Genomic DNA, 14700 nt, shown 5'->3' with positions numbered 1-14700 from the left:
CACCGCACTTTATTTTATTCACTTTTTTCCATTTCTATCCGTTTCACAATATCTTGCAAAATCGTTTTTAATTTTTCAAAAACAAATAATACCCGTTCACTCACCACGCTTTGATAAGGGCGATATAAATAAAGCTGCCATTTTTGTTTTTCCACCTTTGGAAACAGTTCTACCAATTTGCCTTGATCGATATAAGGCTGACATAAAATGTCGATCAACTGTGAGCAAGTTCGCCCCGCCAAGGCAGATTGCAATTCGCTATACATATCGGAAGCCAAAAATTTCGGGTGAGTTGGAATAAAATGCTGTTGAGTATTAATTTGCCAGTGCCAAATGCGTTTCAGTTTCGGGTTAATCAAGCCGCTGAGCGGATAGTTTAACGCCAGATCTTGTAGGCTCTCAGGCGTGCCTAAACGTTGCAATAATTTTGGTGCAGCAACAATTTTTTCTTGCAAAGTGAAGATATGGTGCACAATCCAATCTTGCTCAGGTTCAAGGCATACGCGCAGCCCAATATCAATTTGATCATCAATGGCTTTCAGCTTATCTAAAGACACACGCCAATCAATGACCAAATCGGGATAGGGTTCAAGTGCGGTCAATAATTCATATAAAAGCTGATCGTTATAAGGCATAGGCGGTACGGTAATTCGCACAATGCCTTGCATCGCTTTATCATTAATTTTTTGTGAAGAAAAAAGCCGTTCGCTATCGACCAATAATTGTTGCGCTTGGGGCAGAAATTGCTCGCCAAATTCCGTGAGTTTAATGCTACGTGTATTGCGTTGAAATAAGCGTTCGCCCAGCAGATTTTCTAGCTCGGCAATCATTCGGGTGACCACCTGCGGCGACACCGCAAGGCGTTGTGCAGTTTCGCGAAAATTTAAGGTTTCACTGGCAACACTAAAATAACGAAGTGCATCAAGTTTATTCATATTATTCCTTTTTTGCGAATAGTCTATTCCGATTTTATCCCTTTTCAATGTAATTATCTAGGGATAGAATGCACGCCAGAAAAAACGCTAAAACGATTTTTCATAGTGAACTTTATAAGATAAAAACTTTTGGAGAGTAAAATGACAGATTTAAGTAAAAACCCCGTGGCGGATCGCGCTGAACACAATGCGTTTTTCCCATCAGAATATTCTTTAACACAATATACCAGCAAAAAAACAGATTTTGACGGTTTCAAATTCGATAAACCTTATACTGGTGGTAAACACAAAGTATTAATGATCGGTACAGATGAGCGTTATATCGAAATGCAAAACGGTAAATTGTTCTCAACGGGTAACCACCCCGTTGAAATGTTATTACCTATGTTGCATATGCACTACGCAGGCTTTGAAATTGATGTAGCAACCTTATCAGGTAACCCAGTTAAATTAGAAATTTGGGCAATGCCAGAAGAAGACAAAGCAGTAATGGATTTATATAACCAATACTTGCCAAAATTAGTGAATCCGAAAAAATTAGAAGATATTTTACCTGAAGTCCTAGCGGAAGATTCACCTTATATCGCCGTATTTATCCCGGGCGGTCACGGTGTATTAGCAGGCGTGCCACACAGCAAAGACGTGAAAAAAGTGTTAGATTGGGCATTAAATAAAGATAAACACGTGATCACTTTATGTCACGGCCCAGCGTCTTTATTAGCGGCTGGCGTAGGTGAAAAAGCGGAAGATTTCCCATTCAAAGGCTATGAGCTTTGCGTATTCCCAGATTCATTAGATGAAGGCGCAAACCAAGCAATCGGCTATATGCCAGGTAAATTACAATGGTTAGTGGGTGAAAATCTTGCTAAATTAGGCGTGAAAATTATGAACGAAGGCATCACAGGTCAAGTTCACAAAGATCGCAAATTGCTTACTGGCGACAGCCCATTAGCATCAAATAATTTAGGGATTTTAGCTGCTGATGAATTATTGAAAGCAGTGAAATAATTTTGGGGTCTGTTGATCATTCATTGTATATTTGAGCTGGTAGCTAATTTTAAACGATAACTCAAATGTACAAAGACCCCCAAGAGCGGTGTAAAATTGAGAAAATTTTCACCGCTCTTTTTTATCTAATAAAATCAATGAAATAAGGAACAATAATGAGCAATAATATTCAAGGCAAAGTGGTCTTAATCACAGGGGCGTCAAGTGGATTAGGTGAAGAAACCGCACGCCATTTAGCCTCATTAGGGGCTAAAGTGGTACTAGGTGCAAGACGTTTAGAACGTTTGCAATCCCTTGCTGATCAAATTCAACAGCAAGGTGGCGAAGCCGTTGTGGTGCAAATGGACGTATCAAAACGTGAAGACGTAGAAAAATTGGCACAAGCCGCGTTACAACAATTTGATCGGATTGATGTGTTAATCAACAACGCAGACATTATGCCGGGTGCGGTGATGAGTGCGTTAAAAGTAGACGAATGGGATCGAATGATTGATGTGAATATCAAAGGCGTGCTATACGGTATTGCAGCGGTGTTGCCAACAATGCTTGCACAAAATTCAGGGCATATCATCAACCTTTCTTCTGTGGCTGGCTTGAAAGTGTCATCAGGCGGCGGCACGGTATATAGTGCCACAAAATTTGCCGTGAAAGCCATTAGCGAAGGGTTGCGTGCCGAAATGGCAGGGCATAATATCCGCGTAACCACCCTTTACCCAGGGGCGATTGAAAGCGAACTAAAATTCAGCAGCAGCGATCCAGAATCTCGCGAACGCGTGCAAAAATTCTATGCCGCCCACGAAATTCCAGCCAGTTCTATTGCGCGTGCCATTGCTTATGCGGTGGAACAGCCAGACAACGTTGCTGTGAACGAAATCACCGTTCGTCCAACGGTGCAAGAGTTTTAATTCATGCTCATTTTTATCACAGAATGCCGTTTTTGAACGGCATTTTCATTGGAGAAAATAATGAAAACAGCGTTAATTGTGGGCGCAACTGGTGTGGTGGGCAAGGCCTTAGTGGAATTATTATGCGAAGATCCGCACTATCAACAGATTATCCTTTGGGTACGCCGAGCGGTAACCTTTTCTCACCCCAAAATTCTTGTTCAACAAATTGATTTTGATCAGCTTGAAAACATAACAATGCCTACTGTGGACGAAGTCTTTTGCACCCTTGGCACTACCTTGAAAAAAGCGGGTAGCAAAGCACAGTTTCTTAAAGTGGACGTGCAATATCCCATCGCCTTGCAACCTTAGCCAAACAAGCGAATGTACCTTGCTTTGTTTTTGTATCAGCGATCGGCGCAAATGTTCAGTCAAACTTATTTTATTACCAAGCCAAAGGAAAAGCGGAACAGGCGCTCACAGCATTACAACTAAATTGCTTGCAAATTGCGCGGCCTTCCTTAATTCTAGGCGAACGTGCTGATTTTCGCTTAGGAGAAAAGATCGCTGCGTGGCTGTTTAAGTTTTTACCAGCCCGCGTCCTTGCGGATTATCGCCCAATGACAGGGCAGCAAATTGCAGAAAAATTAATTGAACAAGCGCAAGATCATCAAGAAAAAGTAAAAATCTATTATCCAAGTAAAATGTAAGGAAAATAAAATGCCACAAACAACACCACACACAATGCAACAAATTAATATGCGAGAAGCGGGCGCGCCCGATGTGTTATTTATAGAACAAGCCACCGTACCCACACCGCAAGCAGGTGAACTGCTGGTTAAAGTGGCTTATGCTGGGGTAAATCGCCCTGATATTATGCAGCGCCAAGGGTTGTATCCAATGCCAAAAGGCGTTACGCCCATTATGGGCTTGGAGCTTTCAGGCACAGTGGTTGCGGTGGGGGAAGGCGTGAGCGAATTTCAGCTAGGCGATAAAGTTTGCGCTTTAACGGACGGTGGTGCTTATGCCGAATATTGCCTTGTGCCAGCCAGCCAAGCCTTACCCGTTCCTAAAAATTATTCGTTGCTAGAAGCCGCCGCGCTGCCCGAAACGATTTTCACCGTTTGGGTAAATTTGTTTATGCAACAACAGGTTAAAGCAGGGGAGAGTCTGTTAGTTCACGGCGGAACAAGTGGCATTGGGCTAACGGCGATCGCCATCGCACAAAGCCTAGGCATTAAAACCTACGCCACCGTAGGCAATGCAGAAAAATGTGCCGTTGTTGAACAATATGGTGCGGTTGCGATTAATTATAAAACGCAAGATTTCGCCGAAGTTATTCAAAGTGCGGGCGGAATTGACGCGATTTTAGATGTGGTCGGCGCGAGCTATTTCCAACGAAATTTAGCTTGCTTAAAGCAAAATGGCAGATTGTTTTTAATCGGCTTTATGGGCGGTGCAGTGGCACAAAACGTAGATTTATTACAAATCGCCTTAAAACGCGCCCATATCACTGGATCAACAATGCGTAGTCGCACTAAAGCTGAAAAAGCGGAAATCGCACAATCGCTAAAACAAAATGTTTGGGGCAAATTAGAAAACGAACAAATCGCCAAGCCAATAATTCATCAAGTCTTTGATTTTAAAGATGTTCAGCAAGCACACCAAGAAATGGATAAAGGCACGCATATTGGCAAGGTGATGTTGGCGTTTGATAAGGGGGAATAGGGGGATTTATTTAGGTGAATTGGTTTTCTTTGCGATAAATGAGTAATTAGCCAAACAATAAAGTGCGGTGATTTTTCAATGGATTTTAAAAATTCAAAAAATTCTCACCGCACTTTAAAATTCACCTTAACTACATTCTCAATTCAAATCACTGAAAGAAATACACATTCATTTGATCTCAAATAAAATCTTGTTTATCCTACCCCAATCCCCTATAACCGAGATAACAAAATGGCACTGGATTTAGCAGAAATTAGACAACAAATCACCCAAATTGACCGCAGTTTATTAAAACTGCTTTCGGAGCGTCATCGTTTGGCTTATGACGTGGTGCGTAGCAAGGAAATCACGCAGAAAGCCTTGCGTGATGTGGAGCGTGAACAACAATTATTACAAGAATTGATCCAATTTTCTGAAAATGAAAATTATCAGCTTGAGCCACAATATATCACACAAATTTTCCAGAAAATTATTGAAGATTCTGTGCTGACTCAACAAGCCTATTTGCAAAAGAAACTCAATGAACAGCGTGAGCAAAATAGCCACATTGCTTTCTTGGGTAAACGCGGATCTTATTCTCATCTTGCGGCACGCAGTTATGCAACCCGTTATCAAAAACCGTTCATTGAACTGAGTTGCAGTTCTTTCGAGCAAGTATTTGAAAAAGTGCAAAATGGCGAGGCGGATTACGGCATTTTGCCGTTGGAAAACACGACTTCAGGTTCAATTAATGAAGTCTATGATTTGTTGCAACATACGGATTTATCGCTCATTGGGGAATTGGCATACCCGATCAAACATTGCGTACTCGCAACAGAACACAGCGAGTTAAGCCAAATTGACACCCTATACAGCCATCCGCAAGTGATCCAGCAATGCAGCCAGTTTATTCGCAGCCTTGATCGTGTACATATCGAATATTGCGAAAGCAGCTCGCACGCAATGCAGTTAGTGGCAAGCCTGAACAAGCCAAATATTGCGGCATTGGGGAATGAAGATGGCGGTCATCTTTATGGCTTACGCGTGCTGAAAAGCAATATCGCCAATCAAGAGAATAACATCACCCGTTTTATTGTGATTGCCAAAGAACCTGTGGTGGTATCACCGCAAATTCACACTAAAACCCTGCTATTGATGACGACGAATAAACGCCAAGCAGGCTCACTGGTGGACGCGTTATTGGTGTTCAAAAAGCATAATATTAATATGACAAAACTAGAATCCCGCCCGATTTATGGTCAGCCGTGGGACGAAATGTTCTATCTTGAAATTGATGCGAATATTAACAATCCAGAAGTTCAACAAGCCCTTGATGAGTTAAGAGAATACAGCAACTATCTGAAAATTTTGGGCTGTTACCCAAGTGAAATTGTAAAACCAGTAGATGTTGTATAAAAGTGCAAATCAAAAGGAAATCATTCAATTTTTGATTAGTTTAAGCAAGGGGCTGGAGAATATAGGGTAATCTAGCAATATTATACTATGTGAAAATAATATGTTTACCTAATTCAGAGGAAAGTCAGTATTCCAAGTGCTTATGATGTCTGCAAACTTTATAAGTTGATTAGGATTGAATGAGAAAAGAGTAAAACAGACCGCACTTTGAAAGTGCGGTAATTTTTTTGAGCGTTTTTACCCTCTTGGGTGAAAGCGTTCGTGTAGATGCTTCAAGCGTTCTTTTGCAACGTGAGTATAAATTTGCGTGGTGGAAAGATCGCTGTGTCCGAGTAGCATTTGCACTACGCGGAGATCCGCACCGTGATTGACCAAATGGGTGGCGAAAGCGTGGCGGAGGACGTGGGGGGAAAGGGCATCACAATCAATTTCCGCTAAAATGGCATAATGTTTTATGCGATGCCAAAAGGTTTGTCGCGTCATTTGTGTGCCACGCCGACTAGGAAACAGCACATCGGAGGGCTGTCCTGATAATAACGCCGTGCGACCATACAGCACAAATTGCTTGATCCAATGGGCGGCTTCTTCCCCCATTGGCACGATCCGCTCTTTGTTGCCCTTGCCGATAACCCGCACGACACCTTGTTGCAAGCTGATATTATCAACGCTCAGCGAAACCAGCTCCGTAACCCGCAGTCCTGTGGCATATAACAGTTCGAGCATTGCTTTGTCGCGTAATTCTAACGGCTCGTCCACGTTGGGGGTGTTGAGCAAATCGGTAACTTGTTGTTCTATCAAATATTTAGGCAATCGGCTTGGTAACTTGGGCGAGCTTAGCACCGCACTGGGATCGTCAGTGCGGTATTTTTCCCGATATAAATATTGAAAAAATTTGCGTAATGCACTCAGCAAGCGTGCGGTGCTAGTGGCTTTATAACCCGCCTCTAAGCGTTCGCCTAAAAAAACTTGTAAATCAATGGCATCAAGGGTTTCAAAACGTAGATTTTGGCTTTCAAGCCAATTCGCCAAAGCAGTTAAATCCAAGCGGTAAGATTGAATGGTGTTTTCGGAAAGCCCTTTTTCCAGCCATTGTTCATTCAAAAAAAGATCGATTAATGCATTGTCTTTCATCTTCGTTCCTTATTTCACGCTTTCCACTCGACGAACCCAAAACGCGTCCACTTTGCGAGGAATGATCGGGAACGCGAGCAAGGCAAAAATCATCATTGAAGTAAAGGTGAGCTGCGGTGAAATGGGGTATAGCACTCCCGCAAATGCGGTGATGAGGGCGATCACCGCCGAGCTTGAAATGCCATTATACAGCCCTTGCAACTTGGCGATGTGATTTTGCGGTTGGGTGGTGATGTATCGCACCATCGCATAATGCCCTAAGGCAAAGGTAAGGCTATGCAATAGCTGAGTTAGGGCGATGATGGTAAGGCTATCGGTACTCCCTAGCACAGCCCAACGCAACACGGCGGCGGAAGCACCGCAGTAAAACAGCGTGCTGACTTTCCAAAATCGGAATAATTTGGTGGAAAAGAAAAACAGTAAAATTTCTGCCACCACGCTCAAACCCCATAGCAAACTGGTGGTTGGCACCGAAATGCCGAGGCTTTGCCAATACAGCACGCTATACGCGTAATAAGCGGCGTGCGAGCCGTGAATCAGGGAAATGGCGAGGATTAAGCGAAGCGTGGTTTTATTTTTCAATAATTGTGAAAAACTGATGTGATTTTCCACCGCACTTTGCGGGCTATCTTGTGGCATTACGCTAGGCGTTATCATTTGAATGAGGGCATAGAAGCCCAGCAAGGCGGTGAGAATGGCGACAATGTAATTTTCGCCAATAACTCCGATCAGGCTACCAAATAGGCTAACACCGACCACAAACGCCCCTGAACCAATCAGCCGAGCTTTGCCGTAATCCAAATGAATTTGCTGTTGCCAAGTGTTAGCGAGGGTATCACCAATGGGCATTCCCGCCGCATTCAGCATCGCAAAAATGGCAATGCCCACACACAGCAAAGGGAAATTTTCTGCCACCAAGCTGATATACAACATCGCCCCACAACTTGCCCAAGCAAGACCGCGTAGGGCTTTGATTAAATGTCCCGCTTTTTTGATCATCGCGGAAAAACCAACGCCGCCTAAAAAACGAAAAACGTAGGAACTGGCAAGGATAAAGCCGATAATTTCCTCATTGTATGCCTGCGATTTCAGCCACGCGGGGAAAAACGGCATAAACACGCCGTAGGCACAGTAATAACCGAAAAAACTCAGTGCGAGCCAATTAAAGGGAGCGAGTTTCATTCAAATAAGGTTTCCATTTCTTGAGAGCGTTCCACGCAGGAGGCGATGGCTTGATTGACCGTTTGAGCGAAATGTTGTTGCTGAAACACCGCTAACGCCGCTGCGGTTGTGCCGCCCTTTGAGGTAACGTTTTCGCGTAAGGTTGAAAGGGGAACATCGGGCTGTTCTATCGCCATTTTCGCTGCACCCAATGCGGATTGTTGCACCAGCATTCTCGCGGTTTGGCTATCTAAACCCAATGCTTTCAAGCTGTTTTCCATCACTTCCATAAAGAAGAAAAAATAAGCAGGGCTGCTGCCCGATCCCGCTGTAATGAGGTGCATTTCCGCTTCGTCTTTCACCCAGCAAGATTTGCCCACGGCATTCATTAAATCTTCGGCAAAGTTTTTGAGATCCGCAGGCGTGTTTTGCGGAGCGAATAATCCTGCCATTCCCTCAGAAACCAAGGCTGGCGTGTTGGGCATTACGCGAATGATGTGGCGTGCGGAGGGTAAAAGTGAGGTCAGTTTTTCCACCGAAATTGCCGCCGCAATGGAAATCACTAATTTATCGGAAAAATCCACCGCACTTAATCCTTGACAAACTTGCGAGAGGGATTGTGGTTTCACCGCCAGCACCACAGCTTCTGCCCCTTGTAAGGCTTGCACATTGTTCTCTGTGGTATTGACTTTATGTTGAGCAAATAAGGCACGTTTTTCTTCGTTAGGATCGGACACGGTGATTTTTTCAGCGGGGTAGCCTTGCTTTAACAAACCGAACACAATGGCTTGTGCCATATTGCCACCGCCGATAAAGGTAATGAATTTCTGTTGCATATTTTCCCCTTAAATCAGTTACAATAAGTTTTCGTCCGCTCATTTTACCTGAATAAAGAAGGAATGCCTATGTGGTTTAAGAACCTTATGACCTATCGTTTAACGAAAAAATTAGATTGGTCAGCAGAGAATTTACAAGCTCAGCTCGCACAATGCGAATTTCACCCTTGCGGGCAAGGAGATATGCAAAAATTTGGCTGGATTTCTCCGCTTAAAACCAGTGAACAGCTCCATTTTCGCGTCGCAGATCAAATTTTATTGCTTGCTCGTAAAGAAGAAAAAATGTTACCTGCCCAGGTGGTGAAGCGAGAGGTGGATAGCCGAATTACGGAGTTGGAGCAAAAAGAAAATCGTAAATTAAAGAAAACGGAAAAACAGGCGTTAAAAGATGATGTGGTGGCAATGTTGCTACCGCGTGCTTTTAGTAAATATCAACAAACCGCCATTTGGATTGATGGTGATAAGCAGTTGGTTTATGTGGACGCGGCTTCAAGTAAGCGTGCGGAAGACGCGTTAGCCTTGTTGCGGAAATCTTTAGGCTCATTGCCCATTGTGCCACTGGCATTCGCCACCGATCCCAGTTTAGTAATGAGCCATTGGGTGAGCAATGAAGCCACACCAAATTGGTTGATTCCTTTAGAAGATGCGGAATTGCGAGGCAGCCAAGATAACGCAGTGATCCGCTGTAAGCAACAGGCGTTAGATGCTCAAGAAATCCTTTCCCTTTTGCAAGCGGGCAAAGCCATCACAAAATTGGCGTTGGAATGGGAGGGCAACCTCAGCTTTATTTTAAATGAAGACGGCACGATGAAACGCTTAAAATTCGCTGATGAAGTGCGGGAGAAAAATGACGATATTTTGAAAGAAGACATCGCCCAACGCTTTGATGCGGATTTTGTATTAATGGCGGGTATTCTCAGTAAACTCACCGAAAACTTGCTTGATGAATTTGGCGGGGAAAAAGAGCGGTTGTGATTTTTGGGTGTTTTTTAACCGCACTTTGGTGCACTTTTTGTTATACTGCCTTTGTAGCAAGGAGAATATTATGCTTAATTTACTTAAACGCTCCATTGATAGGGACACGTTAGATGCTTGGGCAAAAATGCTTGAAGACATTGCCAAAGCTGCCTTGCTTGCCGGTAATATTTGGTCAAAATCAGGTCTTCTTTAAAATTGCAAGTAGCCTCGCATTATTGCTTATCGCCTACTTCGCTTTAATTGGTGGAAACAAATCCGCAAACACAAACCTTACTTATCAAAGGAGGACTAAATGGCTCTTACCATTGGATTATTTACCTTAGCCGCTGTAATGTTGGGTATTGTTATAGCGATTAATAACGCGGTCAAAAATGATAAAAACGTCTAATTTTCTAACCGCTCTTTTGAGGGGTTTTTAATCTTATAAAGATCTTGCTTATCGCTAAATTTCCCCTTTACTACGCCCGCCCACGCATCAACATCTTATGCTTAAATCGCACCAAAAAGTTTTAATAGATTGTGCTGATTATGCAAAAAGTTCAGCGGAAATTAAAATCAGCAAGGTGTGAAGATAAAAATATGAAAAGGTAACGTAACGCGTATTATTTTGAAACAAAATGACGATAAAACAATGGCGGAATAATCCGCCATTTTCTTTATGCGTTATTTTTTGTATTGATAAGTGCCGTTTGCCTGACGAATAAATGTTGCACCGTTAGATAAACGAAGTTGTGCCACGCGACCTTGAGCATTTAGATAAACTTGTACTTTATCGCCTGGCTTGAAATTGCTTAACGCATTACCGACACCTTTTGCTTTTGTCATAGCGTTTACATCAGAAATATTCAGATTGTTATTACGGAAAACTTGCATTAATGACGCACCTTGCGGAATGATTAAAGTTTTGTTTACTCCCAAATTTAATACAGTGTTATTTACCGCAGCAGGTTTTGCTTCGGTAATAGGGGGGCGGCTGTCTGATTTTGCTGTTTGTGGCGTATTTTTTTCTAGATTCGTTTTATTTGATGTTTGGTGCTGAAGGGGAACCTTTTCAGAGATATGTCTCATTTCCTTTTTTTTCATAGCATCAGATGTTGCACTTGTTGGCTGGGAAAGTGAAGTATCAGAGGTTGTAATGTTTGAGAGGGTATCTTTGTTTACGCTATCTTGTGGAACAACAGATTCTTCAGAATTATTCTGTTGTATTTTTTGGATAAGCATTGTTAAGTCATCTTCTTGTGTTGTTTTAGGAGGGAGTTGTTGAGTCAAATTATCCAGTGGATGTTCTTCTGTTGATTGATTTTGGTACAATGATTGAAATTGAGTAGGGATTTCATTGGTTGCTTGATTAAAAATCACGGTTTCTGGGCTAGGTTTTAGCCAAGAAATGAGGAATAAAAGAAATACGGTAATTAATAAAGCAATAAAAACTCGACGATATTTAGGAGGAATAAAGCCTAATATGCCCCAGTGTTCTGGTGAATTTAAATAAAATTTCATATTCTTTTTACTCGAATCCGTATGGAGATCTTCTTGGTTTTCTTGCTCAGACATATCCTGTTCAATATTTTTCTTAGATGAACGAGTTGGTAATGTATGTAGGGCGTTTTTCAGTCTTTGTATAATTGAAGCGTGAGAGTGCATCATTTTTTTCGGCATAACAGGCTCAATCTGATTAAATTCTAAATCAAGTTGTAACGAGTTTTCTGAATTATGTTGAATATCTTTTTGTTCTGTCACAGGAATACCTTTTCCAATTTTAGAGGGCGGAATTTACATCCCCTTATTCTATAAAATATTTATTTGTTATTCTATGAAGAATACAAAGTTTTATTCGGCTCGTGGGCGATTTCGCGGGCGAGTTTCGGCACTAGATAGCCCGAAGTGATGCTTTGTAATTCTTTGTAAATTTTTACCGCACTTTCATCGTCAAGATAAAAATGGCTCGCGCCTTCCACTTTATCGAACAAATGCAAATAATAGGGCAGAATGCCAATGGCGAATAATTTCTCGCTCAAGGCTTTCAAGGTGAGGGCATTATCGTTGATGTTTTTCAACAAAACCGCTTGGTTGAGCAACGTAACGCCCGCTGCTTTCAGTTTCGCCATTGCGGTGGCAAGTGCGTCATCAATTTCATTCGGGTGATTAATATGGGTAACCAGCACCACTTGAAAGCGGGATTGTGCCAGCAAAGCACAGAGTTTTTCCGTGATTCGTTGCGGAATCACCACTGGCAAACGGCTGTGAATGCGTAAACGCTGTAAGTGCGGTATGTTTTCGAGGCGTTTTATCAGCCATTCCAACTCGTGATCTTTTGCCATTAGCGGATCGCCGCCCGAAAAAATCACTTCTTCAATTTCCGAATGTTGCGAAATATAGGCTAAGGCTTGTTGCCAGTTTTCTTTACTTCCTTTGTTTTCCGCGTAAGGAAAATGACGGCGGAAACAATAACGGCAATTAATTGCACAGCTATTTTTTACCATAAATAACAATCGGTTATGATATTTATGCAAAATATTTGGTGCGGCGGTTTGCTGTTCTTCCAACGGATCGGGGCTAAAGCCCTCCGCTTGCACAAATTCCAGTTGTGAGGTCATCGCTTGCAAAAAGAGTGGATCATTCGGGTTGCCTTTTTCCATTCGTGCCACAAAAGGCAAGGGAACTCGCAAGGCAAATAACTGGCGGGCGGCAAAATCTTGTTCAAATAAATCAAGGGGAAGACCCAATTTCTCAATTAACACTTTGGGATCGGAAATGGCAGTGGCGAGATAATCTGTCCAATTTTCTTCTTCTCTAATGAGGCTATTTTGGGTTAAAATACGCACTTTTAAAAACAATCTCTTTTTATTTGAGGATAATATGGCTACATATACTACCAGTGATTTCAAACCAGGTCTAAAATTTATGCAAGACGGCGAGCCTTGTGTGATCGTTGAAAATGAATTTGTAAAACCAGGTAAAGGACAAGCATTCACTCGTACGCGTATTCGTAAATTAATTTCAGGCAAAGTGTTAGATGTAAACTTCAAATCAGGCACGTCTGTGGAGGCGGCTGACGTAATGGATTTAAACTTAACCTATTCTTACAAAGATGACGCTTTCTGGTACTTTATGCACCCAGAAACCTTTGAGCAATATTCAGCAGACGCAAAAGCGGTGGGCGATGCAGAAAAATGGTTATTAGACCAAGCAGATTGTATCGTAACCCTATGGAACGGCGCGCCAATTTCTGTAACCCCACCAAACTTCGTTGAATTAGAAATCGTTGATACCGATCCTGGCTTAAAAGGTGATACCGCAGGAACAGGCGGCAAACCAGCTACATTAAGCACTGGTGCAGTAGTGCGCGTGCCATTATTCGTACAAACAGGTGAAGTGATCAAAGTTGATACCCGTTCTGGCGAATATGTTTCGCGTGTGAAGTAATCACAAATTTTGAATAACAAAAAGCCGTTATGATTAACGGCTTTTTTGTTGAATGCACGATTTTAAAAGTGCGGTGAGAAAACCCTTCATTTTTTCACACCGCACTTTTTATTCATTATTCTGTAAAAAATGATAAATCGGGACGATGGCGGCGGCGGTGGAAATATCTTCAAACTTCATTTTGGAAGCACAGAGTTGGGCGGAAGTGCGGTGTAAATTTTGTATGGATTTTGTGTTTTTGACATAGTCAATCAACTGGTTGATTAACGGTGGTGGCAACATTCCTGTGAGGACGATAACGCGGGGATCGAGCCACGCGATGGCAGATAGCATAAGGGAATGGATTTGCTCTTGGCTGTGTGCGAGCCATTTTTGCACTTGCGGATTTTCCATTAAATTTCCTTGCAACTGCGACTCGCCAAGTTCGTCTTGCAAATATTTCCAGCTTGGGCGAGGGGCATCATAAGGGAACAATAAGCCCACTTCGCCCGCATTGCCAAAACCGCCACGGATTAGCTTACCTTGTGAAATAATCCCTGCGCCGATACCGAAATCAAGGCTGATCACCACCATATCTTCAATATCATTCCATAAACCTGAATAATATTCCCCAAGTGCCACCGTGTTGATGTTGTTCTCAATATGGCAGGGGTAGCCGAGTTTTTCGCTGAATACGTTGGCTAGGTTCGGGATATTTTGTAATAACGGAAACCAAGGGGACGAAATGGATTGATCGGCCAATAGGTAGCCAGAAAGAGAAAAACCGATGCCGAGAATTTTTGCTTCAGCGAGAAATTTTTTGTCTAAAAGTTGCTGAAGTGCGGTGCGAATTTGTTGGCATAATTCATCAAATTGCACGCTATTGTGGTAAACATAGCGTTCATTGGCAATTTTATTGCCAATAAAATCCACGATTGCGAGCTGAAATGAGTTATCTGAAAAGGTGATACCAATCGAGCAACAAGCATTGGGATTTAAAGTTAAATGAAAAGAGGGCGTTCCCCGTTTTTTTACCATTTTCTCCGTTTCTTTAATTAAGCCGAGAAACAGCAGTTTGCGGCAATATTGCGTTACTGCCCCAGGGGTTAAACCCGATAATGCACTTAATTCTTTGCGTGAGGGGGCGTGTTGGCGAATGAGCCGTAGTAGCAGTTTTTCGCTGGCTTTGAGATTAAAAATCGCATTGTCTTTTTTGCTTTCAGTCATTTTTTGATCACG

The 14700-nt window shown here is 42.5% G+C and carries 15 protein-coding genes and 1 pseudogene; 9 read left to right on the top strand and 7 right to left on the bottom strand.

The genetic code is table 11. The annotated features are described in order from the left end of the window. Window positions 1-14: 14 nt before the first annotated feature. A complete protein-coding gene (locus HBL79_RS06450) occupies window positions 15-935 on the bottom strand; it encodes a LysR family transcriptional regulator (RefSeq protein WP_035687566.1) in 921 nt (306 codons plus the stop codon). Window positions 936-1076: 141 nt separating this feature from the next. Between HBL79_RS06450 and hchA the strand changes: the two genes are divergently transcribed. The 6 genes from hchA to pheA all read left to right on the top strand — a co-directional run bounded on the left by hchA (window position 1077) and on the right by pheA (window position 5950). Further along, window positions 1077-1943, top strand: coding sequence for a glyoxalase III HchA (hchA, locus tag HBL79_RS06445; protein WP_035687563.1), 867 nt, complete (start codon window positions 1077-1079; stop codon window positions 1941-1943). Between the two features lie 155 nt (window positions 1944-2098). Then, entirely contained in the window at window positions 2099-2848 is a 750-nt protein-coding gene (locus HBL79_RS06440; protein ID WP_035687560.1) for an SDR family oxidoreductase, read from the top strand. Between the two features lie 60 nt (window positions 2849-2908). Continuing rightward, window positions 2909-3199, top strand: a complete 291-nt coding sequence (locus HBL79_RS06435; RefSeq protein ID WP_081637538.1) for a Rossmann-fold NAD(P)-binding domain-containing protein — start codon at window positions 2909-2911, stop codon at window positions 3197-3199. 128 nt (window positions 3200-3327) lie between these two features. Continuing rightward, on the top strand, window positions 3328-3537 hold the full coding sequence (locus tag HBL79_RS06430; protein WP_081637537.1) for a Rossmann-fold NAD(P)-binding domain-containing protein: 210 nt from the start codon (window positions 3328-3330) through the stop codon (window positions 3535-3537). Between the two features lie 10 nt (window positions 3538-3547). Continuing rightward, complete coding sequence (locus HBL79_RS06425; RefSeq protein WP_035687557.1) at window positions 3548-4555, top strand: NAD(P)H-quinone oxidoreductase; 1008 nt, start codon at window positions 3548-3550, stop codon at window positions 4553-4555. 231 nt (window positions 4556-4786) lie between these two features. After that, complete coding sequence (gene pheA / locus HBL79_RS06420) at window positions 4787-5950, top strand: prephenate dehydratase (RefSeq protein ID WP_035687554.1); 1164 nt, start codon at window positions 4787-4789, stop codon at window positions 5948-5950. Window positions 5951-6187: 237 nt separating this feature from the next. On the opposite strand, the gene xerD is transcribed toward pheA, so the two are convergent. Genes xerD through proC form a run of 3 tightly spaced genes read right to left on the bottom strand, consistent with a single transcriptional unit; the run spans window position 6188 to window position 9078 of the window. After that, window positions 6188-7081, bottom strand: coding sequence for a site-specific tyrosine recombinase XerD (gene xerD, locus HBL79_RS06415; RefSeq protein WP_035687551.1), 894 nt, complete (start codon window positions 7079-7081; stop codon window positions 6188-6190). Window positions 7082-7090: 9 nt separating this feature from the next. Further along, a complete protein-coding gene (locus HBL79_RS06410; RefSeq protein ID WP_035687548.1) occupies window positions 7091-8263 on the bottom strand; it encodes a 3-phenylpropionate MFS transporter in 1173 nt (390 codons plus the stop codon). Beyond that, a complete protein-coding gene (gene proC / locus HBL79_RS06405; RefSeq protein WP_035687544.1) occupies window positions 8260-9078 on the bottom strand; it encodes a pyrroline-5-carboxylate reductase in 819 nt (272 codons plus the stop codon). Before proC ends, HBL79_RS06410 begins: the two co-directional genes overlap by 4 nt. A gap of 69 nt (window positions 9079-9147) precedes the next feature. Between proC and rdgC the strand changes: the two genes are divergently transcribed. Both rdgC and HBL79_RS12540 read left to right on the top strand, forming a co-directional pair. Further along, the gene (rdgC, locus tag HBL79_RS06400) at window positions 9148-10053 is read left to right on the top strand and encodes a recombination-associated protein RdgC (RefSeq protein WP_035687542.1); all 906 of its coding nucleotides are present in this window, start codon (window positions 9148-9150) and stop codon (window positions 10051-10053) included. Between the two features lie 70 nt (window positions 10054-10123). After that, window positions 10124-10249 carry a hypothetical protein gene (locus HBL79_RS12540; RefSeq protein WP_256730304.1) on the top strand — a complete coding sequence of 42 codons (126 nt, stop codon included), beginning with the start codon at window positions 10124-10126 and terminating at the stop codon, window positions 10247-10249. Between the two features lie 470 nt (window positions 10250-10719). Here HBL79_RS12540 and HBL79_RS12605 read toward each other — a convergent pair. Together HBL79_RS12605 and epmB are read right to left on the bottom strand one after the other, a co-directional pair. Next, a pseudogene (locus HBL79_RS12605) lies at window positions 10720-10965 on the bottom strand (LysM-like peptidoglycan-binding domain-containing protein); the annotation flags it as partial. A 902-nt stretch (window positions 10966-11867) separates the two neighbouring features. Then, a complete protein-coding gene (gene epmB, locus HBL79_RS06390; protein ID WP_035687655.1) occupies window positions 11868-12881 on the bottom strand; it encodes an EF-P beta-lysylation protein EpmB in 1014 nt (337 codons plus the stop codon). A gap of 34 nt (window positions 12882-12915) precedes the next feature. On the opposite strand from epmB, the gene efp reads away from it, so the two are divergent. Beyond that, entirely contained in the window at window positions 12916-13482 is a 567-nt protein-coding gene (efp, locus tag HBL79_RS06385; RefSeq protein ID WP_035687537.1) for an elongation factor P, read from the top strand. Window positions 13483-13590: 108 nt separating this feature from the next. Here efp and HBL79_RS06380 read toward each other — a convergent pair whose 3' ends face one another. Next, a complete protein-coding gene (locus HBL79_RS06380; protein ID WP_035687534.1) occupies window positions 13591-14688 on the bottom strand; it encodes an ROK family protein in 1098 nt (365 codons plus the stop codon). Window positions 14689-14700 lie beyond the last annotated feature (12 nt).

Origin of the sequence: Avibacterium paragallinarum (genome assembly GCF_011765605.1) — a bacterium.
In the GTDB taxonomy this organism is placed as follows: Bacteria; Pseudomonadota; Gammaproteobacteria; order Enterobacterales; family Pasteurellaceae; genus Avibacterium; species Avibacterium paragallinarum.
The sequence above is the reverse complement of the archived record's forward strand: the minus strand, read 5'-3'. Positions and strand labels throughout refer to the sequence as shown.

Excerpts from the sequence above, each read along its gene's own strand:
- pheA (WP_035687554.1), top strand. The coding sequence starts at position 4,787 with ATGGCACTGGATTTAGCAGAAATTAGACAACAAATCACCCAAATTGAC.
- HBL79_RS06435 (WP_081637538.1), top strand. The coding sequence starts at position 2,909 with ATGAAAACAGCGTTAATTGTGGGCGCAACTGGTGTGGTGGGCAAGGCC.
- HBL79_RS06440 (WP_035687560.1), top strand. The coding sequence starts at position 2,099 with ATGAGCAATAATATTCAAGGCAAAGTGGTCTTAATCACAGGGGCGTCA.
- rdgC (WP_035687542.1), top strand. The coding sequence starts at position 9,148 with ATGTGGTTTAAGAACCTTATGACCTATCGTTTAACGAAAAAATTAGAT.
- efp (WP_035687537.1), top strand. The coding sequence starts at position 12,916 with ATGGCTACATATACTACCAGTGATTTCAAACCAGGTCTAAAATTTATG.
- HBL79_RS06425 (WP_035687557.1), top strand. The coding sequence starts at position 3,548 with ATGCCACAAACAACACCACACACAATGCAACAAATTAATATGCGAGAA.
- hchA (WP_035687563.1), top strand. The coding sequence starts at position 1,077 with ATGACAGATTTAAGTAAAAACCCCGTGGCGGATCGCGCTGAACACAAT.
- HBL79_RS06380 (WP_035687534.1), bottom strand. The coding sequence starts at position 14,688 with ATGACTGAAAGCAAAAAAGACAATGCGATTTTTAATCTCAAAGCCAGC.
- xerD (WP_035687551.1), bottom strand. The coding sequence starts at position 7,081 with ATGAAAGACAATGCATTAATCGATCTTTTTTTGAATGAACAATGGCTG.
- HBL79_RS06450 (WP_035687566.1), bottom strand. The coding sequence starts at position 935 with ATGAATAAACTTGATGCACTTCGTTATTTTAGTGTTGCCAGTGAAACC.
- HBL79_RS12540 (WP_256730304.1), top strand. The coding sequence starts at position 10,124 with ATGCTTAATTTACTTAAACGCTCCATTGATAGGGACACGTTAGATGCT.
- proC (WP_035687544.1), bottom strand. The coding sequence starts at position 9,078 with ATGCAACAGAAATTCATTACCTTTATCGGCGGTGGCAATATGGCACAA.
- HBL79_RS06410 (WP_035687548.1), bottom strand. The coding sequence starts at position 8,263 with ATGAAACTCGCTCCCTTTAATTGGCTCGCACTGAGTTTTTTCGGTTAT.